General features: G+C 71.5%; 20 protein-coding genes. 2 read left to right on the top strand and 18 right to left on the bottom strand.

Features of this window, described 5'->3' with window-relative positions; genetic code table 11:
• Positions 1 to 35: 35 nt before the first annotated feature.
• The 15 genes from RM479_RS10635 to RM479_RS10565 all read right to left on the bottom strand — a co-directional run bounded on the left by RM479_RS10635 (position 36) and on the right by RM479_RS10565 (position 18511).
• Complete coding sequence (locus RM479_RS10635) at positions 36 to 509, bottom strand: MarR family winged helix-turn-helix transcriptional regulator (protein ID WP_274812071.1); 474 nt, start codon at positions 507 to 509, stop codon at positions 36 to 38.
• A 201-nt stretch (positions 510 to 710) separates the two neighbouring features.
• A complete protein-coding gene (locus RM479_RS10630; RefSeq protein WP_311511535.1) occupies positions 711 to 1937 on the bottom strand; it encodes an aminotransferase family protein in 1227 nt (408 codons plus the stop codon).
• Between the two features lie 426 nt (positions 1938 to 2363).
• Positions 2364 to 4853 carry a phenylalanine--tRNA ligase subunit beta gene (pheT, locus tag RM479_RS10625; protein WP_311511534.1) on the bottom strand — a complete coding sequence of 830 codons (2490 nt, stop codon included), beginning with the start codon at positions 4851 to 4853 and terminating at the stop codon, positions 2364 to 2366.
• The gene (gene pheS / locus RM479_RS10620) at positions 4853 to 5971 is read right to left on the bottom strand and encodes a phenylalanine--tRNA ligase subunit alpha (protein WP_311511533.1); all 1119 of its coding nucleotides are present in this window, start codon (positions 5969 to 5971) and stop codon (positions 4853 to 4855) included. The genes pheT and pheS overlap by 1 nt, the downstream gene beginning before the upstream one ends.
• Before the next feature lie 182 nt (positions 5972 to 6153).
• Complete coding sequence (locus RM479_RS10615) at positions 6154 to 7320, bottom strand: sensor histidine kinase (protein ID WP_311511532.1); 1167 nt, start codon at positions 7318 to 7320, stop codon at positions 6154 to 6156.
• Between the two features lie 370 nt (positions 7321 to 7690).
• The gene (locus RM479_RS10610; protein ID WP_311511531.1) at positions 7691 to 8536 is read right to left on the bottom strand and encodes a TrmH family RNA methyltransferase; all 846 of its coding nucleotides are present in this window, start codon (positions 8534 to 8536) and stop codon (positions 7691 to 7693) included.
• Between the two features lie 18 nt (positions 8537 to 8554).
• Positions 8555 to 8926 (bottom strand): 50S ribosomal protein L20, encoded by a 372-nt coding sequence (gene rplT, locus RM479_RS10605; protein ID WP_274812066.1) that lies wholly within the window; start codon positions 8924 to 8926, stop codon positions 8555 to 8557.
• A gap of 161 nt (positions 8927 to 9087) precedes the next feature.
• Positions 9088 to 9282 carry a 50S ribosomal protein L35 gene (gene rpmI, locus RM479_RS10600; RefSeq protein ID WP_073384074.1) on the bottom strand — a complete coding sequence of 65 codons (195 nt, stop codon included), beginning with the start codon at positions 9280 to 9282 and terminating at the stop codon, positions 9088 to 9090.
• A 183-nt stretch (positions 9283 to 9465) separates the two neighbouring features.
• Positions 9466 to 10038: a translation initiation factor IF-3 gene (gene infC / locus RM479_RS10595; protein ID WP_311511566.1), complete on the bottom strand. Its 573-nt coding sequence runs from the start codon at positions 10036 to 10038 to the stop codon at positions 9466 to 9468.
• 389 nt (positions 10039 to 10427) lie between these two features.
• The gene (locus tag RM479_RS10590) at positions 10428 to 11252 is read right to left on the bottom strand and encodes a shikimate dehydrogenase (protein WP_311511530.1); all 825 of its coding nucleotides are present in this window, start codon (positions 11250 to 11252) and stop codon (positions 10428 to 10430) included.
• Positions 11252 to 13567, bottom strand: coding sequence for an endolytic transglycosylase MltG (mltG, locus tag RM479_RS10585; RefSeq protein ID WP_311511529.1), 2316 nt, complete (start codon positions 13565 to 13567; stop codon positions 11252 to 11254). Before mltG ends, RM479_RS10590 begins: the two co-directional genes overlap by 1 nt.
• Positions 13564 to 14052 (bottom strand): Holliday junction resolvase RuvX, encoded by a 489-nt coding sequence (gene ruvX, locus RM479_RS10580; RefSeq protein WP_274812062.1) that lies wholly within the window; start codon positions 14050 to 14052, stop codon positions 13564 to 13566. Before ruvX ends, mltG begins: the two co-directional genes overlap by 4 nt.
• 635 nt (positions 14053 to 14687) lie before the next feature.
• Positions 14688 to 17357 (bottom strand): alanine--tRNA ligase, encoded by a 2670-nt coding sequence (gene alaS / locus RM479_RS10575; RefSeq protein WP_311511528.1) that lies wholly within the window; start codon positions 17355 to 17357, stop codon positions 14688 to 14690.
• Positions 17358 to 17849: 492 nt separating this feature from the next.
• Positions 17850 to 18122, bottom strand: a complete 273-nt coding sequence (locus tag RM479_RS10570) for a hypothetical protein (protein ID WP_311511527.1) — start codon at positions 18120 to 18122, stop codon at positions 17850 to 17852.
• Positions 18119 to 18511 (bottom strand): DUF948 domain-containing protein, encoded by a 393-nt coding sequence (locus tag RM479_RS10565; protein WP_274812058.1) that lies wholly within the window; start codon positions 18509 to 18511, stop codon positions 18119 to 18121. Before RM479_RS10565 ends, RM479_RS10570 begins: the two co-directional genes overlap by 4 nt.
• 335 nt (positions 18512 to 18846) lie before the next feature.
• On the opposite strand from RM479_RS10565, the gene RM479_RS10560 reads away from it, so the two are divergent.
• On the top strand, positions 18847 to 20376 hold the full coding sequence (locus RM479_RS10560) for a serine/threonine protein kinase (protein WP_311511526.1): 1530 nt from the start codon (positions 18847 to 18849) through the stop codon (positions 20374 to 20376).
• A gap of 135 nt (positions 20377 to 20511) precedes the next feature.
• Here RM479_RS10560 and RM479_RS10555 read toward each other — a convergent pair whose 3' ends face one another.
• From RM479_RS10555 to RM479_RS10545, 3 genes are all read right to left on the bottom strand, one after another.
• Positions 20512 to 21843: a replication-associated recombination protein A gene (locus RM479_RS10555; protein WP_274812056.1), complete on the bottom strand. Its 1332-nt coding sequence runs from the start codon at positions 21841 to 21843 to the stop codon at positions 20512 to 20514.
• 61 nt (positions 21844 to 21904) lie between these two features.
• The gene (locus tag RM479_RS10550; protein WP_311511525.1) at positions 21905 to 23878 is read right to left on the bottom strand and encodes a SpoIIE family protein phosphatase; all 1974 of its coding nucleotides are present in this window, start codon (positions 23876 to 23878) and stop codon (positions 21905 to 21907) included.
• A 631-nt stretch (positions 23879 to 24509) separates the two neighbouring features.
• Positions 24510 to 24665 carry a hypothetical protein gene (locus tag RM479_RS10545; RefSeq protein ID WP_274812054.1) on the bottom strand — a complete coding sequence of 52 codons (156 nt, stop codon included), beginning with the start codon at positions 24663 to 24665 and terminating at the stop codon, positions 24510 to 24512.
• 553 nt (positions 24666 to 25218) lie between these two features.
• Here RM479_RS10545 and RM479_RS10540 point away from each other — a divergent pair.
• Complete coding sequence (locus RM479_RS10540; protein ID WP_311511524.1) at positions 25219 to 26034, top strand: GntR family transcriptional regulator; 816 nt, start codon at positions 25219 to 25221, stop codon at positions 26032 to 26034.
• The last annotated feature ends 10 nt before the right edge of the window (positions 26035 to 26044 follow it).

The following is a 26044-nucleotide window of genomic DNA, read 5'->3' as shown; positions in this document are numbered from 1 at the left end:
AATCGACTACCGAGCGTTTCCATCGATGAGCACGATCAGCAGGTGGCACTGTCACGGAGCGTCCGCGCCACCGAGGACAGCGTGCGCACCCCGTCCTCCCCCAGGGGGCCCAGCACGTGCTCGCGCAACCGCTCGACGTGCTTGACGCGCACCCGACGGATGAAGTCGAGTCCCTCCGGGGTGAGGACGGCGTAGACCACGCGCCGGTCCGAGGCGCAGTTCTCGCGCTGGAGGTACCCCTCGCGTTCGAGGCGGTCGGCGAGCTTGGTGAAGCCGCCGGTGCTCAGGCTGACCTCGCGGGCCAGGCGGCTCATCGGAAGCCGGTGCCCGGGAGTGCGCTGGAGCCGTATGAGCACTTCGAACCAGGGGCCGGCCATGTCCTTGCCGTCGGGGGTGATGCCGCGCAGCAGTCGGGGCTGCACGTTGTTCATGGCCTCGTGCAGCAGACCCCAGGCCGTGATGAGGTCGTCCTCGGTGAGAACGGCGTCCTCGGTCGGTCGCGCGGTCATGGTCCGCCCCCTGTCGCTCGGGATGCCCTCGCCCTCCGGCAACCACCCCATAAAGAAGTATCTTCCCAGAAAACATTACCCGATGATGGCCGCACGGGAAAGTCTTTTCCAAGGAAAATACTTCAGAAGGCGATGATTCCGGGACGGCTCACACCTGCGGGCGGGGGCCCGGGCCCCCGCCCGCACGGATCCGCGTACGCCCTAGTGGCGCGCCGCCACCGCGTCCAGGGACGCCGACAGTGTGGAGACCAGGTGATCGATCTGCTCCCAGGTGATGATCAACGGCGGTGAGACCAGCAGCGCGTCGGGCACCGCCCGCAGGATCACCCCGCGCGCCCGCGCCTCCAGGAACACCTCCGCCGTGGTGATCCCCCGCCCGGTCAGCGCCTCCTCGGTGAGCTCCACCGCGCCCATCACACCGGTGCCGGCGCGAACCTGCGCCACCAGCGGGTGGTCGGCCAGAGTGCGCAGGGCCCCGTCCAGCTGTCGTTCGACCTCCAGGGAGACCGTGAACAGGTCCTCGCGCTCCAGGATGTCGAGGTTGGCCATGGCCGCCGCGCAGGCGGTGGGGTGTCCGGCGTAGGTGGTCCCGTGCAGGAACGGGTGTCCTTCCCCGTACCAGAACGGGTCGGCCACCCGGCCGCTCACCACCACGCCGCCCAAGGGCAGGTAGCCACTGGAGACGCCCTTGGCGAAGACGATCATGTCGGGTCGCACGCCGAACCGCTCGATGCCGAACCAGTCCCCCAGCCGCGCGAACCCGCAGATGACGCTGTCCACGATGAACAGCACCCCGTACCGCTCGCAGATCCGGGCCACCTCCGTGAAGTACCCCTGCGGCGGCGCGTACACCCCGCCCGCGCCGATGACCGGTTCGGCGAAGAAGGCCGCCACCCGCTCGGGCCCCACCCGCAGGATCTCCGCCTCCAGGGCCGCCGCCGAGTCGTGCGGGACCACCGACACGTCCTCGATCAGCGGGCCGTACCCGGTACGGAACCGCTCCATGCCGATGACGCTGGTGCCGAACCCGTTCAGGCCGTGGTAACCGCCGGTGCGGCTGATCAGGTGGACCTTCTCCGGGGCGCCGGTGACCGCGTGATAGCGGCGGGCCAGCTTGGCCGCGGTGTCGATGGACTCCCCGCCGCCACAGGTGAGGATCACCCGGGGATCGACGACGGGGGCGTGCGCGGCCAGTCGCTCACTGAGCCGCACCGCCGGTTGGTTGGCGAAGTCCCCGTAGACGGTGTAGGCGTCCAGGGTGAGCATCTGACGGTGCACGGCCTCGGCGATCTCCGGCCGGCCGTGGCCGACGTTGCAGTACCAGAGGCTGGCCGTGCCGTCGAGGTACCGATCCCCGCTCTCGTCCCAGAGCCACACGCCCTCGGCGCGGGCCACCGTGAACTCCGGCCCCTTGCGGACCGTGTTCATGTCACAGAATGTGTGCCAGAGGCGTCCGGGCTCCCGCGTCTGTGGAATGACGGGGACGGACGGAACAACCGTTTCGGTCATAGGGCGACCTCCGAGCCGTGGACGTGCGCGAACAAGGAACGACGCGCTGCCGGAAATGCTGCGGTCCCCGCCTCTGGGCGCCCTAGGAGAGGCGGGTGCTTGCAGGCTAAGCGCGGGAGGCCGCCCACAGCAAGGGACGAAACGAACTTTCATGCCCCGAAACGTGGACGTCATTCCGGCTACCCCGGGGCGTGCTCCCGAAAACCCCTACCGGCCAGGGAGAACACTCCCGAAAAAAATTCTCGGCGCCCCCCGCACGCGCGTCGTTTCGCCTCGGGGCGTTCATCACCGCGCAACACGAAGGGGCCGCCCCGGTGGGGGCGGCCCCGATGCGCGTCGAAGGCGTCAGGCGCGCAGCGCGGCGCCGGTGCGCTCGGTGGCCACGGCCACGGCGGCGTCGCGGGCGGCGCTCGCCTCCTCCGCGGTCAGGGTGCGGTCACCGGCCCGGAAGCGCAGGGTGAAGGCCACCGACTTGCGTCCCTCGCCCACCTGCTCTCCGGTGTAGACGTCGAACAGGCGCACGCTCTCCACCAGGTCGCCGGCGCCCTCGACCAGGGCGTCGCGGATGGCGCCGACCGGGACCGTCTCGTCGACGACCAGGGCGACGTCCTGGGTGGCCACCGGGTAGGTGGAGACCTCGGGGGCGACGACCGGTGTGCGGGCCCGCTCGACGCGGTCCAGGTCCAGCTCCATCGCCGCCGTGCGCTCGGGCATCCCGAACGCCTTGACGGTGCGCGGATGCAGTTCACCGGCGTGGCCGACGAGCAGGCGCTCCCCCGCCACCCGCACGTACAGCGCGGCGCAGCGGCCGGGGTGCCAGGGGGCGTGGGCGTCGGCCTCGACCTCCAGGTCGACACCGGCGACACGGGCGACCTCTCGGGCGGCCCGGATCGCGTCGGCCCAGGTGGCCGCGCGGCCCTCGCCCCACCAGCCGGCGCGCTCGGCGTCACCGGTGACGACGACGCCGACACGGCGCGGCTGTTCGGGCAGGGCGGCGTCGATGAGCGCGAGTTCCTCGGCGCTCGGGACCCGGTCCACCGGCGGCAGGGGGGCGCGGCCGGCGCCCGGCCGGGGCCGGTACACCAGGCCCGTCTCGAACAGGGCGACGTCGGTGAAGCCGCGACCCACGTTGCGGGTCAACGCCTTGAACAGACCCGGCAGCAACGTGGTCCGCAACAGCGGCTCCTCGTCGTTGAGCGGGTTGGCCAGGCGCAGGGCGCCCCGGCGGGCATCGTCGTCGGACAGCTGGAGTCCGTCGAGGTCCCGCTCACCGGTGAACGGGTAGGACAGCACCTCGTTGTACCCGGCGTCGGCCAGGGCCCGGCCGACGGCGCGACGCAGCCGCTGGCCCGAGGTGAGTCCGCGACCGGAGCCGCGGGGCCGGATCGAGGGGATGTTCTCGTAGCCCTCGAAGCGGATGACCTCTTCGGCCAGGTCGTTGGGGTCGGTCAGGTCGGGGCGCCACGAGGGTGGGGTGACCTTCAGCTCGTCCCCGTCGACGACGACCTCGCAGCCGACGGTCTCCAGCCACTTCTCGCTGGTGCCCGCGGGGTAGTCGACGCCCGACACGGCGGCGGCGTGCGCGGCCTTCACCGTGATCGGGGCGCGCGGGGCGACCCGGTCCAGGTGGGTGTAGGCGCCTTCGACGGTGGCCCCGCCCAGTTCGGCGAGCAGTTCGGCGGCGCGGGTCGCGGCGGCGAGTTGCAGGTCGGAGTCCACGCCGCGCTCGAAACGCCGAGAGGCCTCCGAGGAGAGCTGGTGGCGGCGTGAGGCGCGGGCGATGCGCATCGCGTCGAAGTGGGCCGCCTCGATGAGGACCTCGCTGGAGGTGAGCCCGATCTCGGTGTCCACACCGCCCATGACGCCGGCGATCGCCTGGGCTCCGGACCCGTCGGCGATGACGATGTCGTCGGTGTCCAGGGAGCGTTGGACGTGGTCCAGGGTCTCCAGCTTCTCCCCCGCCTCGGCGGCGCGCACGGTCACGGTACCGGTGAGGTGATCGCGGTCCCAGGCGTGCAGCGGCTGGCCGAGTTCGAGCATCACGTAGTTGGTGACGTCGACGGCCAGGGAGACGGGGCGCACCCCGCTCTGGTGCAGGCGGCGCTTCATCCACAGCGGGCCGGCCGCGTCGGGGTCGAAGCCGGTGACCCCGCGCAGCACGAGGCGGTCGCACAGGGAGTCGTCGGCGATGACGGCCGGGTGGCCCTCGCCGGCGGGGGCGGACACGGCGACGTCGGCCGGGTCGTGGAAGGAGACGCCGTACAGGGCCGCGGTGTCGCGGGCCACGCCGCGGATCGACAGCGCGTAACCCCGGTCGGGGGTGACGGCGATGTCGAGGACGTCCTCGCGCAGCCCGAGCGGACCGATGGCGTCCTCGCCGACCTCACCGAAGCCCTCGGGGAGGATGACGATGCCGGTGTGGTCCTCCCACAGCCCCAGCTCGGTGGCCGAGCAGATCATGCCCTCGGACATCCTGCCGTAGGTCTTGCGGGAGCCGATCGCGAAACCGCCGGGCAGTTCGGCGCCGGGCAGGGAGACGACGACCAGGTCGCCCGTGGAGAAGTTGCGGGCGCCGCAGATGATCCGCTGGGGTTCACCCGTGCCGTTGGCCGACCCGACGTCCACCCGGCAGTAGCGGATGGGCTTCTTGAAGTCGGTGAGCTCCTCGATCTCCAGGACCCGCCCGTAGACGATGGGTCCGGTCAGGTCCGATCCGAGGGTCTCGACGGTCTCGACCTCCAGCCCGGCCAGGGTCAGGCGGGAGGCGAGGTCGCGCGCGGTGACGTCGGCCGGCAGGTCGACGTACTCCCGCAGCCAGGAAAGGGGGACGCGCATCAGTTCTCACTCCCGAACGCCGAGGTGAACCGGATGTCGCCCTCGACCATGTCGTGCATGTCGCGCACACCGTGCGCGAACATCAGTGTCCGTTCGATTCCCAGGCCGAAGGCCCAGCCGCTGTACGCCTCGGGGTCGACCCCGGCGGCGACGAGCACGCGGGGGTTGACCACGCCGCAGCCGCCGATCTCGATCCAGCCCTCGCTGGAGCAGGTGCGGCACGGGGCGTCGGGGTCTCCCACCGACGCGCCGCGGCACACGAAGCACTCCATGTCCACCTCGGCCGACGGCTCGGTGAAGGGGAAGTAGGAGGCGCGGAAGCGGGTCCGCAGACCGGCGCCGAACATGGACTCGACGAAGGCGTCGATGGCGCCGCGCAGGTGCGCCAGCGTGATGCCCTCGTCCACGACCAGGCCCTCCAGCTGGTGGAAGACCGGGCTGTGGGTGGCGTCGAGTTCGTCGGTGCGGAAGGTCTTGCCGGGCGCGACCACGTAGACGGGCAGTTCGCGCGAGAGCAGCGCGCGGACCTGCACCGGTGAGGTGTGGGTGCGCATGACCAGGCCGGAGGCACCACCGTCGGGTCCTTCGACGAAGAAGGTGTCCTGCATGGTGCGGGCCGGGTGGTCGGGCTGGAAGTTGAGGGCGTCGAAGTTGAACCACTCCGCCTCGACCTCGGGCCCTTCCGCGATCTCGAAGCCCATGCCGACGAACACGTCGGCCATGCGCTCGGCGACCGTGGTCAGCGGGTGGCGGGCGCCGCGCGGCGCGCGGTCCCAGGGCAGGGTGACGTCGACCCGTTCCTCGACCAGGACGCGCTCGTCGCGCTCGGCCTCCAGAACGGCCTGACGCTCCTTGAGGGCCTGGCCGACGTCGCGGCGGGCACCGCCGACGCGCTTGCCCGCCTCCGCCTTGGCGGCCGGGGGCAGTGCCCCGATCTCCCGGTTGGCCAAGGCCAGCGGGGAGCGGTCGGCGGCGTGGGCGAGCCGGACCTCTTTGAGTTCGGCGAGGTCGGCGGCGGCGGCGATGGCGGCCAACGCCTCCTCGCGCATGCGGGCGACCTCATCGGGGTGAAGGGGGGTCACCTCGACCGGGTCGAAGGAATTGTTCGGTGCAGACATGGTTGGTCACCTCACCGTCGCGTACCCGTGCAGGAAGGGGACGCGCGGTGGTCACGGTCCGCCGTGGGGCGGACGAGGCCGACAGGGAAGCTCAGGCGGATGTCGGGCGTGCACGGGCGGATCCACTCGCCTGGCCCGGGCACACCGTGAAGCCCACCGGGGACGTGAAGGGTCTGAAGGACTCAGACGAACTCGGGCGTCCCGGCGGGCATGGTAAATCGGAACTCGGCGCCGCCGCTGGGGGCGCGTCCGACGGTGATCGTGCCGCCGTGGGCCTCGACGAGGCCCTTGACGATGAACAGCCCGAGGCCGGTCCCGCTCCGGCGCTTGCTGCGCCAGAACTGGCGGAAGACGCGCGGAATGGTCTCGGGCGCTATGCCCTGGCCTTCATCGCGCACCGACACCGCTGCTCCTCCCTCACACGGCTCGATCACGATACTGACAGTACCAGCGCCGTGCCGCACCCCGTTTTCGACGAGGTTGGAGAGGATCTGTTCGATCTTGTCGGGGTCCAGCCACATCCGGGGAAGGCCTTCGCGGGTCTCGACGCGGAAGCGCTCCTCGGACTCCCCCGCGGCGATGCGGCCGGCGACGACCCGGCGCACCACCTCGGTGACGTCGACGACCTGGCGTCGCACCTCGATACGGCCGGATTCGATGCGGGAGACGTCGAGGAGGTCGTGGATGAGCCGGGTCACCCGGTCGGCGTCGGCGTTGACCGTCTCCAGCATGAACAGCTTCTGCTTGTCGGTGAGCCGTTCCCACTTGGTGAGCAGCGTGGAGGTGAAGCCCTTGACGCTGGTCAGGGGGGAGCGCAGTTCGTGGGCGACCTCCGAGACGAGGTCGGCGCGGCTGCGTTCGGCACGGGTGGAGGCGTCGCGCAGCGTGATCACCAGGCGGACGAGGTCCCCGCCGGGGCGGGCGCGCACGTAGCGGGCGGCGACGAGGATCTCCCGGTCGTCGGGCAGGTAGAGGGCCCGCTCGGTCTGGCGGGTACGGCCGCGATCGCCGCCGTAGGGGTCACTGGCCTCCCACCAGTCGTTGCCGTCGGCACCGACCAGGGGCAGGACCATCCGGAAGTCACGACCCAGGGCGGCGGTGGCCTCGACACCGGTGAGCTGGACGGCCTGGGCGTTGTAGAGGACGACGCGACCGCGCGCGTCGGCGACCACGACGCCGTCGGGCAGATCGTCGACGTGCAGGGGCGCGTACCCGGACACGGCCCCGTCGACGTCCCACAGGGGTGCGGGGTTCCGGTCGCCTCCGGTGCCGTCGTCCGGCGGGGTGACGGAAGGGTGCGCGGCCCCTCCGCCCTCCACCGGGTGATCCACCTGCCGGCCGCTGCCCACGACTCTCCCCGCTCCCCTTATGGATCCGCGGACGCAGGGCCTCTGCGCCGAGGACCGTCGACCGATGGCGCCGGCACCCGCTACCACCACCGCAGATCTACCCTGCACGTCCACCCGGTACGCCTCATGAACAGGGATCTCTCCGGCCCTGGAGAGGTGGGGGCACGGACCGGACGCCCGCCACCGGACCCACCGGGAGGCGGCGGGCGGAGGCCGGGGTCCACCCGTGACCCGGGCGGGCCGGATGGTGGTCGCGCACGCGCGCGTCGCCACCGTGATCCCGCTCAGACCCTATCGGCACTCGGGCCTCGTGCACGTGCATTTGCCAATGCCCGGGTCGCTTCGGTGACGCTTTCCGCCGGGGTCCGCCTCAGGAACGCCGTTGCTGGCGGGCCGTGGTGTACAGGCACACGGCCGCGGCCGTGGCCAGATTCAGGCTTTCGGCCCCGCCGTAGATGGGGACGCTGACGGCGCCGTCCGTCAATCGGACGGTCTCCTCCGGCAGGCCCCAGGCCTCGTTGCCGAACACCCAGGCGACCGGGCCGTCCAGATCGCCGCCGTCGGCGACCTCGTGCAGGTCACGGGTGCCACCGCCATCGGCGGCCCACACGCGGGCGCCGCGCTCGCGCAGGAAGTCGACGGCGCGCGCCACCGGGACGCCCACCACGATCGGCAGGTGGAACAGGCTTCCGGCGGAGGCCCGCACGCACTTGCCGTTGTAGGGGTCCACCGAGGCGTCGGTGAAGATGACCACGTCGGCGCCGGCGGCGTCGGCGGTGCGCAGCACCGTGCCGGCGTTACCGGGGTCGCGGACGTGGGAGAGGACCGCCGCCAGTCGGACGTCGCCGACCTTCTCCAGGGGGACGTCGACGAACTCGCAGACGGCGATGACGCCCTGCGGGGTGACGGTCTGGGCCAGCTCCGTCATGACGTCGAGGCTGACCCGGTGGACCGGGACGTCGACCGCCTGGGCCGCGTCCATCAGGTCCAGGTGCCGCTGTATGGCCTCGGTCGTGGCGTACACCTCGACGACACCGGGGGCGGTCCCACCGTAGGGGGACCGCCCCTCTCCGCCGACGGCGGCCAGTGCCTCTCGCACGGCCTGCGGCCCTTCTGCGAGGAAGCGCCGCTCGCGCTGGCGGAAGGTGCGCTTGGCGAGCCGCCGAACCCCCTTGATCCTGGGTGACCGGACACTCGTGAACTCGTGGCTCGCCATCGCTCTACCCGGATCCGATCAGGCCGCGGCCTCGGTGGGGAGCGCCTTCTTGGCGGTCTCCACCAGGCTCGCGAAGGCGGCCGCGTCGTTGACGGCCAACTCGGCCAGCATGCGACGGTCGACCTCGATGCCGGCCAGCTTCAGGCCCTGCATGAAACGGTTGTAGGTGAGGCCGTTGGCGCGGGAGGCGGCGTTGATGCGCTGGATCCACAGACGACGGAACTGGCCCTTGCGGTCCTTGCGGTCGCGGTAGGCGTAGGTCATCGAGTGGAGCATCTGCTCCTTGGCCTTGCGGTACAGGCGCGAACGCTGACCGCGGTAGCCGCTCGCCCGGTCGAGAACGACCTTGCGCTTCTTCTTGGCGTTGAGAGCCCGCTTCACGCGTGCCACTGTGACTCCCTCTTGTGTGTTCCGGCGCGTCGAGCGCGCCGACCGGCCCGGCTCGGAGGAGCCCGGCGACCGTGTTCGCTTCTGATTGATCCCGCCCGGCGGCCGTCATCGCACCGATGGGGCGCGTGGGCGCTTCCGGCGGGAGGGGAAGATTCCGCGGACTACTTACCGAGAAGCTTCTTGATGAACTTCGCGTCCGCGGGGGCGAGCACGGCCTCGTTGCTCAGCTTGCGCTTGCGCTTGGAGGTCTTGTGCTCAAGGATGTGGTTCTTGTTGGCACGGCGACGCATGATCTTGCCAGAGCCGGTGACCTTGAAGCGGTCCTTGGCCCCACTGTGGGTCTTGTTCTTCGGCATGTCGCCGTCGTCTCCTACTCCGTCGGCGTGTCGTGTCCGCGCGGACGCGGTCGACACGGTTCTTCCGCCGCTATGGCGGGATCCCTGGGCGCCGGCAGCGACGCGTCCGGGTGTTCGCGCACAGCCCACCCCACCACCCGGTCCCTTCCGGTGGCCGGGCGGTGGGGGACTTCCCCGAAGCCGCTAAGCCTCTTCGTCGGACTGTTCGCGGCGGGTCTTGTCCCCCGCCGCAGCCGCGCGGGCCTCGGCCTTGTGCTCGGACCGCCGCTTGTGCGGGCCGATCACCATGACCATGTTGCGGCCGTCCTGCTTGGGCTGTGACTCCACCGTGCCAAGGTCCTGGACGTCCTGGGCGAGTCGCGCCAGCAGGCGACGACCCAGCTCCGGACGGGACTGCTCACGGCCACGGAACATGATCGTCACCTTGACCTTGTCCCCGCTCTTGAGGAACCGCACCACGTGACCCTTTTTGGTCTCGTAGTCGTGCGGGTCGATCTTCGGGCGGAGCTTGATCTCCTTGATGATCGTGTTCGACTGGTTCTTACGGGCTTCGCGGGCCTTGACCGCTGACTCGTACTTGAACTTGCCGTAGTCCATCAGCTTGGCGACCGGCGGGCGCGCGGTCGGTGCGACCTCGACGAGGTCGAGGTCCGACTCCTGGGCCAGACGCAGGGCGTCCTGCACGGAGACGATTCCGACCTGCTCACCGTTGGGTCCGACCAGACGGACCTCGGGCACCCGGATGCGGTCATTGATGCGGGGCTCGGCGCTGATGAGACCCCTCCCTAGCTTTCTCGGATTACCTGGGACCGACCGCCCCTGATGGGCGGCCTGTTGGATCGGCCCGCCCGTCTCCGGCGGTTGGACCGACCGCTTCGGGATTCTCCTATGACAGCGAAAACCCCGCCAGCGTGTGCAAGCGGGGTCGATCCGATGGACGGCACACGGATCCGTGCGCGGCGATGGGCGTCGTGCACGACGCCCGATCACGATCGCATCCGGACCGGGCCGACTCGTGGACCCGTACGGGCGGAACCCGACGGGTGGGAGGATCATCTCCGCTTGCGGTTCCAGTGTGACAGGCACACCGGATCAAGTCGATATCCCATGTTACCAGCCCGGCCGAGCGACCGGGCACACACCGGTCAGGGGGCCGCGCGTCGGGCGAGTTCGGCCTCGCCCGCGGCGCGCATCGCCGCCACCGGGACCTCCGCTTCCCCCGTCATCAGTCGGACCTGGGCGACCGCCTGATGCAGCAGCATCGGGAAGCCCCCCACGACCCGGCCGCCGCGCCCCTCGACCGCGCCGGCGGCGCGGGTGGGCCAGGGGGCGTAGACGACGTCGAACAGGTCGGCCCGGCTCTTGGCCAGGAGGTCGGCCGCCCCGTCGGCCGCACCCGAGGGCAGCGACGAGACGATGAGGTCGACGTCGAGGTGGCGGTCGAGTTCGGCGAAGGGGGCCACCTCGACCGGATGCCCGAGGCGCCCGGCCGCACCGACGACCGCGCCGGCGCGGGCGGTGTCCCGGGCCAGCACCGTGACCGGCGCGCGCACCCCGAGTCCGCGCAGCGCGGCCAGCACGGAGGCCGCGGTGGCCCCCGCGCCCAGGATGACGGCGCTGCGCGGGGCGTCGACGCCCACCTCGGCGAGGGCCTTGACGATGCCCTCGACGTCGGTGTTGTGGGCGTCCCAGCCGCGGTCCCCGCGCACCAGGGTGTTGGCCCCGCCGACCTGGACGGCCAGGTCGGCGGCCCGATCGGCCAGGTCCAGGGCCCGCCTCTTGAGCGGCATGGTCAGGGACAGGCCCGCCCACCCGTCGTCGAGTCCGGCGAGGAAGGGGCCCAGCCCCTCCTCGTCGCACTCGTGCAGGCCGTAGGACCAGGTGTCCAGCCCCATCGCCGCGTAGGCGGCGTTGTGCAGGATCGGGGAGAGCGAGTGGGCGACGGGGGAGCCCAGGACGGCGGCGCGCACTACTCGCCTCCTCCGCCGTAGTTCGCCTCGAACTCGTCCTTGAGCAGCTGGAACTCGGCCTCGTTGTCGGTGAACTTGGTGACGCCGTTCTCCGGGTCGGTGGTCACGAAGTACAGCCACGGACCCTCGGCCGGCTCCAGTGCGGCCTCGATGGCGTCCCGGCCGGGGGCGACGAACGGCCCCGGGGGCAGGCCCTTCTTGAAGTAGGTGTCGAAGCCGCTGGTGTCCTGACGGCACAGCTCCAGCTGATCGTTGGTCAGCGCGATGCCGTACGTGCCGATGGCGTAGAAGCAGGTGCTGTCCATGCCCAGGTTCATCTCGATGTCGAGACGGTTGTAGATCACCCGGGAGACCTTGGGCATGTCGTCCTCGCCGCCGCTCTCGGCCTGGATGATCGACGCCATCGCCATGATCTCGTTGGGGTCGTAGCCCGCCGCCTCGGCGCGCTCCACCAGCTGCATCTCCTCGGCGACGCTGTTGAACTGGGAGACCATGGCCTTGATCATCGTCAGGGCGTCGGTCTCGGGGTCGAACCGGTAGGTCTCGGGGAACAGGTATCCGGCCGGGCCCTCCACCGCGTACTCGGGCAGGCCGAGTTCGTCGGTGCGGGAGAGCGCCTCCATGAGTTCCTCCTGCGGCACGCCGGTGGCGAGGGAGAGCTCTTCGGCGACCTGGTCGTTGCGTTTGCCCTCCTTGATCGTGACCCTGCCGCCGAGGCGGTTCTCCGGGTCCAGCAGGGCGAGAACCGCGTTCTCCGCGCTCATGCCCAGGGCCAGGGAGTAGCTTCCCGGGACCAGACCGGTGCCTCTCTGCTCCTCGTCCAGGCCTTCCAGGGCGTTGGTGAACGCGCGCGGGCTGGCGACGACGCCCAGTTCGGTCAGTCCCTGGCCGACGCTGAGGCCGCTCTGGTTCTCCTCGATGACGTAGACGACCTCGCCGGAGCCCTCACCGGAGAAGTCCGGGGGGAAGACGTAGGTGCGCATCACGAAGAACCCGCCGCCGCCGACGACGGCGATGAGAGCGAGGCAGAGCAGGATCACCATGCCCTTGCCGCGCCGTTTGGCCCGTCGTCCGCCGGGGGTGCGCTGCTGTTGGGCGAGCCGGGCGCGCTTGAGTTCCTTGGCCTTCTTGCGGCTGCTGCGGTCGCCGCCGTAGGCGGCGGCGATGTCGGCGAGGGCCGGTTCCTCGTAGTCGTGGTCGCCCTCGTCGTCGGCCTCGGCGCTCTCCGGCGCGTCCTCCTCCGGCTCCCGGTCACGGCGTCCGCGCCTGCGGCCCCGACGCGGACCCTCACCACGGCGTCCGCGGCCACGGCCGCGGCGACCGGTGGGTTCCTCGTCGGGTTCGGCGTCGGCCTCGACCTCGGGGTCGTCCTCCGGGTCGAACCCCTCCACCGGGTCGGGGTCGACGGGGGCACCGCGCCGACGCCGGGAACGGCGGTCCCGCGGTTCCTCCCGTGTCACGTCCTCCTCGTCGCGGGCGCGACGGGGGCGCGAACGCCCCTCGTCCACGTTCACGGCGGCGAACGCACCGGTGTCGGCGGAGGAGTTCACACCCGGGAACGAACCCGAGTCGAACACGCCGTCCTCCTCCGGAAGATCGTCGAGGAAACCACCGATGGGCTCCTCGTCCCTACGGCCACGGCCCCAACGGCCGCGTCCCCGACGGGCCGGGGGCGCCTCCTCCTCCGCGGCGGCGCGACGGCTCCGACGACCACCGCGCGGTGCGTCCTCGGCCGGAGGCGCCGGTTCGGGTTCGGGTTCGGAGCGCCGACGGCGGCGACGCGGCGGCTCCTCCGCGACGGGGTCGGGAGCGGGCGCGGAGCCGACGGGAGAGCCGAGGCCGGCCAAGGCGGCCAGGGCGTCCTGGGTGGGGTCCTCGGAGGGCGGCGCGCTCTCCGGGCCGCCGGGGCGCCCGCCCGGAAGGGCTCCGGTGTCCTGCGGCCGTCCGGCGCCGGAGCGCGCGGCGCGGCCACCGCGCAACGCGTCGGCGGCGCCGCGGCGACGCGAGGCACCGGGGTCGGGCTCGGCGGGCGACTGCGGTCGGCCTCGACCGGCGGAGGGTTGCGGACCCAGCGGGTCGTACTCCTGGTCGGGACGGGGGGCGTAGCGGGGGGTACGGAACTCGCCCGTGGAGGGCGCGGTGCTCCGAGACCCGGGCGTGCCCGGCTCCTCCGGCCATGAGGGCCCCTCGGAGCGGGCCCGACGGCCGCGCGAGGGCGGAGGCGTCGGTTCACCGAGCGGGTCGTGATCGCGTCCGCTGTCGCGGCCGGTACGTCCACGATAGGGATTGTCGGGGTAGTCATCCCTGTCGTTCATGATTCTCCCTGGCTGGAGCGGACGATCTCGCCCGGGGGCCGGCCTGTCGACCGTTCCTGGTCCAAAGCGCTCTGTAGGAGGACGGTGGCCGCCGCCTGGTCGATGACCGTTCGACGGGCGCGACCGCCCTTGGCGCCCTTCTTGCTGAAGGAGGCTCCGGAGAGCAGATGTCCCTGTGCGGTCACCGTGGTGAGGCGTTCGTCGACCAAGCGGACGGGGACGGGGTGCAGGAGTCCGGCCAGCGCCGTCGCGAACTCCCGGGCCGACCGGGCGGCCGGCCCCTCCTCTCCTGACAGAGAGGCAGGGTAACCCACGATGACCTCACGTGCCTCCCTCTCCAGTACCAGCAGGGCGATCCGGTTCCTGTCGCCCTTGCCGCGCGGGACGGTCTCCAGGGGGCTGGCGAGGAGACCGGAGGGGTCGCTGACGGCCACACCGATGCGGGCGTTGCCCGGGTCGACGGCCAGACGCACACCGTTCCTCACGAGGAGCGCTCCCCTGTTCCGGGGACGCGGCACGAACGGGCCGTCCCGTTACGGGCACGGCACCGCGATGGGGAAATCCTCGACACGGTGGTCCTGTTCATCAGGTGGATCGCGGGAACTCCGCGCAGACAGCCGTGTGATCGGCTGTGACGCGCCACAGTATGCCCGATTCGATGACCGTGCGCAGCCTCGGTCACCGATAGCGGTCGCCGTGACACGGCCCGGACCGGTTCGGTCCGTCGGCGGCCGGGTTCAGTGGTGGTCATGGGCGTCGAGTCCGAGTGTAGGTCACCCGGATCCCCTCACAGAGCGGCCGAACGCGCCCATCGCACCGCGAAGGACGCACGGAACGACCGCCTTCGTCCCGATCATCACAGGTCGTGATGTTACCCATCGTTGTGCGATCGGGCGCGTTCCCACGTCCGTGTTGCGAAGACCACGCCGGGACGGCGACCGGGTGATGGTCGCCGCCCCGGTGCGCCGGACCGGGCCGAACCACTGCTCCGCCGTGGCAGGCCGTCGACCGCGAGGCCGCCCTCGAAGGGGGTGGCCCGCGGCCGACGTGCCTTCTCCTCGAAGACGTCCCGTCCGCGGGCCTCCGGGACCCCGTGGGGGTCCCCCCGACCCTCGCGGGCTCAGGACCCCGCGACGCGCGCTTCGACGGCCCGCAGGGCCTCGTCGATCTTCGTGACGTCGCTGCCGCCGCCCTGGGCGATGTCGGGCTTGCCGCCGCCACCGCCGCCGAGCGCGCGGGCCGCGACGCCCACGAGGTCGCCGGCCTTGACGCCGGCCTTCTGCGCCGCCTTGTTGACCGCGATCACCACGACCGGACGGTCCTTGGGAACGGCGGTCATCGCCACGACGACGGGCTCGCTCTCACCGAGGCGTCCGCGCACGTCGGCCACCAGGGCGCGCAGCTCGTCGCCGCCCGTGCCCTCCGGGGCGGTCTCCGCCACGACCAGGGCCGGACCGTGCCGCCGGGCCTTCTCCGCGATGGAGCCGGCGGCCTGGAGGACCTGGGCGGCGCGCAGCCTCTCGATCTCCTTCTCGGCGGCGCGCAGCCGGGAGACCATGGAGTCGATGCGCTCGGGCAGTGCCTCGCGCGGGGTCTTGAGCTGCTCGGAGAGCCGACCGACCAGCGCCGACTCCTTGGACAGGCGTTTGAAGGCGTCCACACCGACCGCCGCCTCGACCCGGCGCACGCCCGAGCCGATGGAGGACTCGCCCAGGAGCTTGACGATGCCCAGTCGCGCGGTGGAGGGCACGTGGGTGCCGCCGCAGAGCTCGACGGAGTACTCGCTCATCTCCACGACGCGGACGCGGTCGCCGTACTTCTCGCCGAACATGGCCAGGGCGCCCATCTTGAGCGCGTCGTCGAGGCTCTTCTCCTCGGTGCGCACCGCGATGTCGCCGGCCAGGACGGTGTTGACCTCCTCCTCGACCTCGGACAGGCGGGACTCGCCCAGCGCGCTGTCGGCGGTGAAGTCGAAGCGCAGCCTGCCGGGGCTGTTCTCCGAGCCGGCCTGGCCCGCCGACGGGCCCAGCGCGTTGCGCAGCGCGGAGTGGATGAGGTGGGTCGCCGAGTGGGAGCGCTCGATGGCGTGGCGACGGCCGGTGTCGATCGCGGCGTGCACGGTGTCGTCCACGGTGACCTCACCGGCGCGGACGGTGCCCCGGTGGACGAACAGGCCCGGCAGGGGCTTCTGGACGTCCTCGACGTCCACGATCGCCCGACCGTCGACGGTGAGCGTGCCGGTGTCGGCCAGCTGCCCGCCGCTCTCGGCGTAGAACGGGGTGCGGTCCAAGACGATCTCGACCTTCTCGCCCTGGCGCGCGGCGGGCGAGGAGATCCCGCCGACGACGATGCCCTTGACGTGCGACTCGCTCGCGGCGTCGGTGTAGCCGAGGAAGTCGGTGGTGCCGGCGCCCTCCAGCAGCCGCGCGTACAGGGAGATGTCGGCGTTGCCGAGCTTCTTGGCCTTGGCGTCGGCCTTCGCGGTGTTCTTCTGCTTCTGCATCAGCTCGCGGAAGGCCGACTCGTCGACGCTCAGCCCCTGTTCGGCCGCCATCTCCAGGGTGAGGTCGATGGGGAAGCCGTAGGTGTCGTGGAGCTGGAAGGCGTCGGAGCCGGAGAACACGGTGCCGCCGGCGTGCCGGGTGCGCTCGGCCGCCCGGGTGAACAGGGTGGTGCCCGCGCGCAGGGTGTCGGCGAAGTTCTTCTCCTCGGTGTCGATGACACCGTGGACGACGTCGGCCTTGTCGAGCAGGTCCGGGTAGATGTCCTTCATCGCGTCGATGCTGACCGCGGTGAGTTCGTGCATGAACGCGGTCTCGGTGCCCGAGAGCAGGCGCATGTTGCGGATGGAGCGGCGCAGGATGCGGCGCAGGACGTAGCCGGCCTTCTCGTTGCCGGGCTTGACGCCGTCGCCGACCAGCATGACGGCGCTGCGCACGTGGTCGGCGACCACGCGCAGCAGGACGTCCCGCTCGTGGTCCTCGCCGTAGCGAACGCCGGCGAGGTCGGCGGCGCGGTGCAGGACACGGCCGATGATGTCGGTCTCGTAGATGTTGTCGACGCCCTGGAGGACCGCCGCGAGGCGCTCCAGCCCCATTCCGGTGTCGATGTTCTTCTTGGGCAGCTCACCGAGGATCGGGAAGCCGGACTTGTCGCCGCCCTCGCCCCGCTCGTACTGCATGAAGACGAGGTTCCAGATCTCGATGTAGCGGTTCTCGTCCGCCTCGGGACCGCCCTCGGCACCGTACTCGGGACCGCGGTCGTAGAAGATCTCGGAGCAGGGGCCGCAGGGGCCGGGGACGCCCATCGACCAGTAGTTCTCCTCCATCCCCATGCGCTGGATGCGCTCGGGGCGCACGCCCACGTCGTCGCGCCAGATCGCCTCGGCCTCGTCGTCGTCGAGGTAGACGGTCACCCACAGCCTCTCCGGGTCGATGCCGAAGCCGCCGTCCTCGACGGGGGTGGTGACGAGTTCCCACGCCAGCGGGATCGCCCGCTCCTTGAAGTAGGCCCCGAAGGAGAAGTTGCCGAGCATCTGGAAGAAGGTGGCGTGCCGGGAGGTCTTGCCCACCTCCTCGATGTCCTTGGTGCGGATGCACTTCTGGACACTGGTGGCGGTGTCGTGGGGCGGGGTGCGCTGGCCCAGGAAATAGGGCTTGAAGGGGACCATGCCTGCGGGCACCAGCAGCAGCGTGGGGTCTTCGGCGATGAGGCTCGCCGAGGGCACCACGGTGTGTCCGTTCTTCTCGAAGAAACTGAGGAAGCGGCGCGCGATCTCTGCCGTCTCCATTGATGCCCTCCTGTGCTCGGCTCCGCCGCCCTCGGCGGGCCGGTCCCGGCCCGGGATCTGGTTGCGCGTGGTCGTTCGGTCGCCCAATGGTAGGGGGGACGACCACGCGGATGCGTGCGATTTCCTCCGCGGCCACGGCCCGAGGGGCGCGACCGGTGCGGGCCCCGCCCTGTTCAGGACAACGCCGGGGCCCCGGTTGTTCCAAGGCTATCGTCGTCGGCCACCGGGAAACGCCGGGTTCGCGGGACCCTCGCCGGGGCATCGGCGTACGGCGCCCCCGGAGCGGTCGGGTACCGGGGCGGATACCCGTGGACCTTCGGGCGGGTGCGTACGACGGGTGCGGGGCGGACCGCGGCGGGCGGCCGGGGCGCCGCGGGGGTCCGTGTCACGCCTGTGCGTGGTGCCCGGTCCCGGCGCCACACCCCACGGAGGCTTCCCGGAGGATCACGAGACGTCCCGGTGCGGGACACGCCGTGGCCACCCCGGCCCGCTTCAGTCCTCGGGGAGTTCGCGCCGCGCGGCGGGCGGCAGGGCCCGTCCCCGTCGGGGCGCGTAGGCCCGCAGGAGTTCCTCCTCCTGTTGGCGGACGGCGTCGGCCAGGTCCTCGTTGAGTTCGCGCAGGGCGCCCCGATACTCGCCGACCCGGCCCTCGACCCGCTCGGCGATCCCGCCGGGGGTGAGCGCGCGGCGGGCCCGGTGGACGCGGTGCACCGCGTAACCGCCCAGGGCCGCGCCGGCCGCGAGGTAGAACAGTCGGCCGATCATCGCGATCCCCTCCGGCGGCGACCGCGCACGACCGCCAGGGCGCGCCGCTGTCCGAGGACCCGGCGGACCCCGTAGGACAACGACGCCACCTTCACGAGGGGGCCGGTGACCACCGAACGGGTCAGCGCGGTCATGGTGGCCACGTCCTCGCTCGTGGCCTGGGCGTTGGCGGTGATCTCCTCGACGCGCTCCAGCGAGGTGTTGGCGCGTTCGACCGTGGCGACGACGTCGTCCATCAGGGGCGGGGTGCGATCGCCCAGTTCCGAGACCACCGCCGTCGCGGCGTTGATGAGCTTGATCAGTTTGACGAGCGCCACGCACATGAACGTGGCGAGCACCGCCCAGACCACCGCGGCGACGAGCGCGGCGACCTCTCCTCCGGTAAGCATGCGGGCTCCGTAAGGCGGATAGGGGTCACTTCGAGGGTTGTACGCGCCTCGGCCTCTCGCGCGCGTGCGCCGGGAACGTCGAGGGCCGGGCCGCCCCGTCGGCGCGCCGGGGTTCGGGCGTACCGTGGGGGACGGGTTCCGGCCGACCATATCGCGTCGGGCCGTCGGGCGCGCGTGGGCCTCGCCGACACACCCGATGGACATGGCCGGTGCGGGACGAGGTCGTCGACGTCCTCCCTCTCCTCGGGGAGAATGACCGTGGAGCGGGATCTTCACTACGATGTCCGGACACTCCACCACCCGCCGGCTTTCAGAAGCATCGCGACAGGACACCCATGAGCCCTCGTTCTCCCCGAGAGATCTCCGTACTGGTACCGGAGCACCTTCCTCCGCTGTATCCGGACGACCCGACACGGATAGGCCCCTATCTCGTCCTCGGGCGGTTGGGGCAGGGGGCCACCGGGACGGTCTACGCCGCGGTGGACGCCTCCTCCCCCACCGCGAACGATCGGCTCATCGCCGTGAAGGTCCTGCGCGATCCCGGTCAGGACCGTGAGGCGCTCGTGCGGCGGTTGACCGCCCTGACCCGGGTGGATCCGACGCGCGTGGTGGTGCCGACGACCTTCGACGGGCGGTCCGAGCGACCGTGGCTGTCGATGCCCTACATGGAGGGCGAGCGGCTGTCCCACTACGTGACCAAACGGGGCGGGGTGGGAACCGGAAAGCTCATCGCGCTGGCCGTGGGGCTGGCGGACGGCCTCTCGGCGCTGCACGGTCGGGGTGTGGCGCACGGGTCGCTGAACCCGGAGAAGGTGCTGCTCGAATCGCACGGGCCGCACATCATGGACTGCGCGGTCTCCGAGGTGGGCCCGAACGGGCCGGGCGTCACCTGGATGAGCCCCGAACGCTTCCGCGGGGCGGAGGCCTCCCCCGCCGCCGACGTCTTCGCCTGGGGCGCGGTCATCGCGTTCGCCGGCACCGGGCGGCTGCCCTTCGGTCCGGGTGAGCCGGAGGAGATCGCCCGGCGGGCCGCGAGCGGCGACCACAACCTGACCGGGCTGGTCAAGGGGCTGGTGCCGGTGGTGAAACGGGCCCTGGACCCCGATCCGGAGGCGCGGCCGAGCCTGCGGGAGGTGATCGGCGCGGTCATCGCGGTCTGGCAGCGGGAGAACGGCCGTGAGGACGCCGAGGTACCCGACCGCGATCGGCTGGCCGCCCTGCTGGAACGCGAGTGGAGCGCGGTCGAACCGGCCCAGCGGGTGCCCAGGGTGATCCGGCTGGAGGGACGCGCGCCCCGGGAGCGATCGCTCCGGAAACCGATCATGGTGGGCGCGGGCGCGCTCGCGGTGGTCCTGGTCGGCGCGGGCGTGTGGGGGGTCTCCCGGCTGGTGGGCCCCTCGGACGACGAGGCGCTGGTCTCCGACGCCGTGGAGGAGGAGCCCGCCGCGAGCCCCTCCCCGGAGGAGCCCCGGACCCTGGTGGTGCGGTTCGACCCGGCGGAGCAGGAGGACGTCCTGGAGGGCCCGTGGGTCTACACGCCCGTGGACCGCGACGACGAACCCGAACGCGGCCAGGGCGCGCCCACCCACCAGGAGTGGGCCGAGCAGTGGGAGGAGGCGGGGGAGGCCGACGACGCGGTCATCTCCCCCGAGGCCGAGGTGTTGTGCGCGAAGTTCTGCGCCGCTCCGGACCACGTCTTCCTGGACGAGGAGGGGCGCGGCACCTGGGAGCTGACCGGCCGCGACTTCATCGACTACCTGTCCTGGGGACCGGTGGTGATCGTCGAGGTCACCTTCTCCGACGAGGAGCCCGAGGGCGACGGGCCCCGGGAGATCGTACGGATCACGGAGTTGTTCACCGATTGAGGCGTGTTCCACGGGTGCCGCCCGTCGCCCTTCACGGGCGGTCGGCGGCCCTGTTCCTCGAAGTAGCCTCCTCCGCCGGCCCGCGGAACCCCGCAGGCGTCCGAGCCGCCGCGGGACGCCTCGCGCGGTGGGGGGTCACCCGCCGCGCAGAACGCCCTTGATGCGTCGCAGGACCTCGGAGATCCGGCGTTCGGCGCCGTGTTCGGTGGGCCGGTAGTACTCGCGGTCGGTGAGACCCTCGGGCGCGTGCGTCTGGGGCGCGACCCCGCCCGGGTAGTCGTGGGCGTAGCGGTAGCCCTTGCCGTGGCCGAGGTCGGCGGCGCCCTTGTAGTGGCCGTCCCTCAGGTGGGAGGGGACCGGCCCGGCGTTGCCCTTGCGCACGTCGGCCATGGCGGCGTCGATGGCGGTGATGACGGCGTTGGACTTGGGCGCCAGGCTGATGTGGATCACCGCCTGGGCGAGGTTGATGCGCGCCTCCGGCATGCCGATGAGTTCGACCGCCTGTGCGGCGGCCACGGCCGTCTGGAGCGCTGTGGGGTCGGCCATGCCGACGTCCTCGCTGGCGTGCACGACGATGCGGCGGGCGATGAACCGGGGGTCCTCCCCCGCCTCGATCATGCGGGCCAGGTAGTGCAGGGCCGCGTCGGGGTCACTGCCGCGCATGCTCTTGATGAACGCGCTGACGACGTCGTAGTGCTGGTCTCCGGAGCGGTCGTAGCGCACGGCGTGACGGTCCACGGCGCTCTCGACGTGCTCGGCGGTGATCTCCACCGGTTCGGCGGCGGGCGGCCCGGCCACGAGGGCGCCGGCCTCCAGGTAGGTGAGGGAGCGCCGGCCGTCGCCGCCGGCCAGCCGCACCAGGTGGTCGGCGGCCTCGTCGGTGAGCGTGTAGCGCCCGTCCAGTCCGCGTTCGTCGGTCAGCGCGCGCGACAGCAGGACACGCACGTCGGCGTCGTCCAGGGATTCCAGGGTCAGCAGCAGGGAGCGGGACAGCAGCGGGCCGACCACGGAGAAGAAGGGGTTCTCGGTGGTGGCGCCGATGAAGCTGACCCACCGGTTCTCCACCGCGGGCAGCAGGGCGTCCTGCTGGGTCTTGTTGAAGCGGTGGACCTCGTCGACGAACAGCAGGGTGCGGGTGCCGTTCATGCCCATGCGCCGGCGGGCCTCCTCGATGACCGCGCGCACGTCCTTGACCCCGGCGTTGACCGCGGACAGTTCCACGAAGCGACGTCTGGTGGCCTTGCTGACCACGGTGGCCAGGGTGGTCTTGCCGGTCCCCGGCGGGCCCCACAGGAACACGGACATGGGCGCGTCGTCCTCGACCAGGCGGCGCAGCGGACTGCCCGAGCCCAGGAGGTGGCGTTGGCCCATGACCTCGTCGAGGGTGCGCGGCCGCATGCGCACGGCGAGCGGCTCCTGTCCCCTGGCGGCCTCGGCCCCGGCGTCGTCGAACAGCGTTTCGGACACCCGTCCAGGGTAGGCGGTGACGACGACCGTCCGTGTCCGAACGCGCGGACCGGGTGGGCTCTCAGGCGGCCGGGCGGCGCATTCGGGCGATGAGGATCGCGATGTCGTCGCCGCGCCCGGCCGGGGCCATCTCCGCCAGCACGTGGGAGGCCCCGTCGGGGTCCTCGCAGTGTTCGGACAGCGCGGCGCCGACCTTGGCCAGTCCGTCCTCCATGCGCACCTCGCTGCTCTCCACCAGTCCGTCCGAGCAGATCAGCAGGGTGGTGGACGGGTCCAGGACCCGGGTGGTGACGGTGTACTCGGTGTCGGGGAGCACGCCCAGGGGCGGACCGGTCTCGGGTTCCCACGTCTCGAAGCCGTCGAGGTCGGCGAGCACCACGGGCGGTTGCCCCGCCCAGGCGGCCTGCATGATGCCCTTCTCCCGGTCCAGGACGAGGTAGCCGCAGGTGGCGAAGACGATCTCGCCGGTGTCGGTGAGCAGCCGGTTGGTCTCCCCCAGGACGACGCCGGGATCGGACTGGTTGCTGGCGTAGGCGCGAAAGGCCACCCGGATCTGGCCCATGGCGGCCGCGGCCTCGACACCGTGTCCCTGTACGTCGCCGACCAGCAGACCGACCTTGCCGCCGGGAAGTTCGATGACGTCGTAGAAGTCGCCGCAGATCCGCCAGTCGGCGCGGGAGGGAAGGTACTTGGTGGCGATGTCCAGGTCGGGGAAGCTGGCCACCTCGCGGGGCAGCATGCGCCGTTGGACGGCGTCGGCCAGTTCCAGTTCGGCCTGTTGGGCCTTGATCCTCTGGAGGGCCTGGCCGGCCAGGCCGGCGAAGGTCAGCATGAGGGCGCGCTCGTCGCGGCTGGCGTGGTGGGGACGGTCCCACACCATCTGCCACACCCCCAGGGCCACCTTGCTGTCGCCGAAGATCGGCACGGTCGCCCAGGCCTGTGACTTGGAGTCGTTGTGGCGCATGAGGTCGACGGCGGTCGGGAAACGGCTGATGACCTCGGCCCGGCTCTCGAAGAAGCGCGGTTGGCGGTCCTGGATGACCGCGCCCATCGGGTAGTTGGTGTCGTCGGCGCGGCGACCGTCTATGAGGCCGACGTTGCCGCGTTCGCGGGTGCCGGGCGAGGTGCGCAGGACGTTGTCCTCCACGTACATGGCCACCGCCATGTGACCGCCGAAGATCGGCAGGAACTCCTCACTGAGCAGGTCCATGACCTTGTCGACGGTGGTGGCCGAGACGAGTTTGGAGGACAGCTCCGTGACCAGGCGGCCGTGCTCGGCCTCGGTGCGACGGCGGTCGGCGAGCCTGCGGACGAGCTGGACGTGCTCGGTGACGTCGTCGACGATGCCGACCAGGCGGTCGGGGTCGCCGGACACGAACCGGGCGCGGACGTGAAGGGAGCGTTCGTCTCCGAGGCGGTCGAAGACGCGGAAGCGCTGTTCGTAGTCGCGGCCGGCGAAGGAGGTCGCCATGGCGTCGCGGACCCGGGCGATGTCGTCGGGGTGGACGCGCTCCAGGATGCGGTCGAGTTCGCGGTCGTTGCCGGCCAGGAGCGAGCCGAGCGGGGTCGGGCCGAAGAGTTCGCGCAATCGCCCGGTGCCCAGGTCCAGGCTCCACAGGACGGAGTCGGAGTTGTCCGTGCGCAGTTCACCGATGACCCGCAGGTCGGTCTCCTCGGTGGAGAGGACGTGCACGAGGACGATCGCGGCGTCGTCGTCGGGGAGGGGGCGCACCTCGGCCTCGGCCAGGTGGAACGTCTTGGCGGTGATGGAGATCTTGAGCCGCCGGGGGCGGTGCCCGTTGAGGGACTCCCGGTGGAAGCGGGCGGCGGCGCGGCCGTCCTCCTCTTCCAGGAGGTCGAACCAGCGGTGTCCCGCGAGATCGCCCTCCTCGCGGTCGAAGAGTTCACGGAAGGAGACGTTGGCATGCCGGATCGAGCCGTCGGCCGAGGTGAGCACCATGGCCTCGGGTGCGTGGAAGAACGCCCCCGTGAGCTCGCCCTCCGAACCACCGCCTGTAGCACGTTCTACGTTCACGGACTCAATCCTCATGTCGTCTCGGACGTCACACCCGTGTCCGAGCACGGTCACCCCTGCGGACATTCCGATTCGGCTCATTCTAGTGTCGGGGGCGAAACGGTCTCCGAGTCGCTCATCGGGGAGACCGGCTCCGTCTCCATCTCGTGTCACCCGTGGGACCTCGTGCGATAGGGGTCGACGCGGTTCACCGTCATGGGGATGATCGGTGTGCGTCGACCCCGGGGGTCTCTGACGACCGATCTCAGGTCACGAATCGTTACGCTCGCGTGACTCGACGGCGCAGAAAGCACTCCACCACCATTCCGCCCCCCGGCGAAGAGGGCTCCCCCGTGGTGCGGCGCGTTCACTCCCGAGAACACGGGCACCGGGCGATGGGGAAGGGTGATTCGCCCCCAACGGTAGGGGATGTGCGGCCCCGGCGCATCCGGACAGGTCATTCGAGGCCATGTTCGGCCAGGTTTTCCCGAAAAACCTGAACGATTACATCACGTAGGTGTCTTATGACCGTTTCCTCCGGAAGAAGAGGTGCTCACGGAGAAGCGGGGTGATGCGTGCGAACGCGTCACCCCCGCTCAGCCGCCCCGATGTCCTCGCCTCCGGGTCGATCGGAGGGCGGGACGGGGGGGGTTCAGTCGCCGTGGCGGTACTCGCGGCCGGGATCGCCCAGGAGCGGGGCGCCGGCGGCGCGCTGGTCGGCGATGATCCGGCCCTGGCGCAGGACCGCGTCGCGTTCGGCGGGAGTGAGGTCGTCCGGGATCGGGTCGGATTCGGTGCGGTCGGTCATCGTGGGCTCCATTCGGGTGTGGCGGCGGGTCGCGCGTGGTCCCGCGGTCGGGTGCGGCCGGGCGTTCGCGGGGACGGGGTCCGGCCCGGCCGATGGGCCGGTGGGCGATCGCCTCGGTGCCGCCGCCCGGGACGGGCTCCGGAGCGGGGACCCGGTGGCGGTGAACGAGGGCGTCCGGCATCCGAGGCGTCGGGCCGGGGCGCGGGCTCGGGCCCGGACCGTCACGGCCTCGGTGGGGTTCGAGCAGCGGTAGCGCGCCATGTGCACACCTCCAGGGGTGCCGCGGTCGGGAGACCCGGCACCACGCGTCATCGGAACGGTCGCCCTGTGGTCGTGACCGCGGAGCCGGACCACCCGGCACCACGCCCGGCCGGAACGGAGTGGGGCACACTGGACGTGTGACCGCCAACCGCTCCACCACCCACAAGCCGACGCGGAACCGTGGACTTTATGGGGGCTAAAGCCTTGCGTGTGACGACAGTAACCCACCCTTTCGCGCGGCGCAATAGGGGGGCTAAAGTCCACAGTGGAGCACCCGAAGTGAGGATTCCCCTTGGACGCACGGACACTGCACGACATCGCGGCCATCGCCGACCCGCTGGACCGGGCCCGCGCCGCGTCGGCCGCCATGACGACACTGCAAGCACAGAGCGTCGAACTCTCCCGCATCCGACGAGGCGCCATCATCGAGACCCAACAGGCCGGGATGCGGCAGGAGGACATCGCCAGACACCTGGGGGTCTCACCCGGCCGGATCTCCCAGATGAAGAAGGCGGGCTCCGAGGAACCCGCCCACAAGGCGCCCGCCGGGCCGGTCGGACCGAGGCCCCGCGTCCTGGTGCAACGCGCCCTGCCCACGCCTCCGAGCACACGCGGTTCGAAGTCGCTGTATCTCACCGAAGCCGGGCAACAGGGACTCACCCCGGAACGGAGGATGCTGTTCGTCGGGCGGGAGCCCGCCAACGAGCACGTCGCCCTGGGGCTGCGCGTCGAAGCCGGTGACAGCGTGATCGCCCGGCGGAAGATGTTCTGGGCCGACGGGGTCCCGGTCCGGATCTCCACGTCGTACTTTCGCGTGGACGTCGGCGAGAACACCAGACTGGACGGAGAGGGTTTCGTGCTGCCGACCCTCCAGGCCGCGATCGAGGATCTCGGCCACCGGTTCGACCACGCCGTGGAGACGCTGACCGTGCGCCCGGCGACCCCCTACGAGGCCGACCTGTTGGAGATCCCGGGTGAGTGGGTGGTGCAGGTCCTGCGCGTCGGCCATTCCACCGAGGACGTCCCGGTCCACGCCCTGGAGACGATCTGCGCCGCGTCCCGCCACACGTTCCCGATCGGGCAGGCCCTCGGTAGCGACCACTTCTGATCCGACGCGG

This window comes from Nocardiopsis lambiniae, assembly GCF_031845465.1.
Lineage (GTDB): Bacteria > Actinomycetota > Actinomycetes > Streptosporangiales > Streptosporangiaceae > Nocardiopsis > Nocardiopsis lambiniae.
Note: the sequence above shows the minus strand (reverse complement) of the source record. Positions and strands in the feature narration are given on the sequence as shown.

What these genes read in the sequence shown, in the direction of transcription:
- RM479_RS10610 (WP_311511531.1), bottom strand. Translation starts at nt 8,536, where the DNA reads ATGGCGAGCCACGAGTTCACGAGTGTCCGGTCACCCAGGATCAAGGGG.
- RM479_RS10565 (WP_274812058.1), bottom strand. Translation starts at nt 18,511, where the DNA reads ATGCTTACCGGAGGAGAGGTCGCCGCGCTCGTCGCCGCGGTGGTCTGG.
- alaS (WP_311511528.1), bottom strand. Translation starts at nt 17,357, where the DNA reads ATGGAGACGGCAGAGATCGCGCGCCGCTTCCTCAGTTTCTTCGAGAAG.
- mltG (WP_311511529.1), bottom strand. Translation starts at nt 13,567, where the DNA reads ATGAACGACAGGGATGACTACCCCGACAATCCCTATCGTGGACGTACC.
- RM479_RS10560 (WP_311511526.1), top strand. Translation starts at nt 18,847, where the DNA reads ATGAGCCCTCGTTCTCCCCGAGAGATCTCCGTACTGGTACCGGAGCAC.
- RM479_RS10570 (WP_311511527.1), bottom strand. Translation starts at nt 18,122, where the DNA reads ATGATCGGCCGACTGTTCTACCTCGCGGCCGGCGCGGCCCTGGGCGGT.
- pheS (WP_311511533.1), bottom strand. Translation starts at nt 5,971, where the DNA reads ATGTCTGCACCGAACAATTCCTTCGACCCGGTCGAGGTGACCCCCCTT.
- pheT (WP_311511534.1), bottom strand. Translation starts at nt 4,853, where the DNA reads ATGCGCGTCCCCCTTTCCTGGCTGCGGGAGTACGTCGACCTGCCGGCC.
- RM479_RS10630 (WP_311511535.1), bottom strand. Translation starts at nt 1,937, where the DNA reads ATGAACACGGTCCGCAAGGGGCCGGAGTTCACGGTGGCCCGCGCCGAG.
- RM479_RS10635 (WP_274812071.1), bottom strand. Translation starts at nt 509, where the DNA reads ATGACCGCGCGACCGACCGAGGACGCCGTTCTCACCGAGGACGACCTC.
- RM479_RS10545 (WP_274812054.1), bottom strand. Translation starts at nt 24,665, where the DNA reads ATGACCGACCGCACCGAATCCGACCCGATCCCGGACGACCTCACTCCC.
- rpmI (WP_073384074.1), bottom strand. Translation starts at nt 9,282, where the DNA reads ATGCCGAAGAACAAGACCCACAGTGGGGCCAAGGACCGCTTCAAGGTC.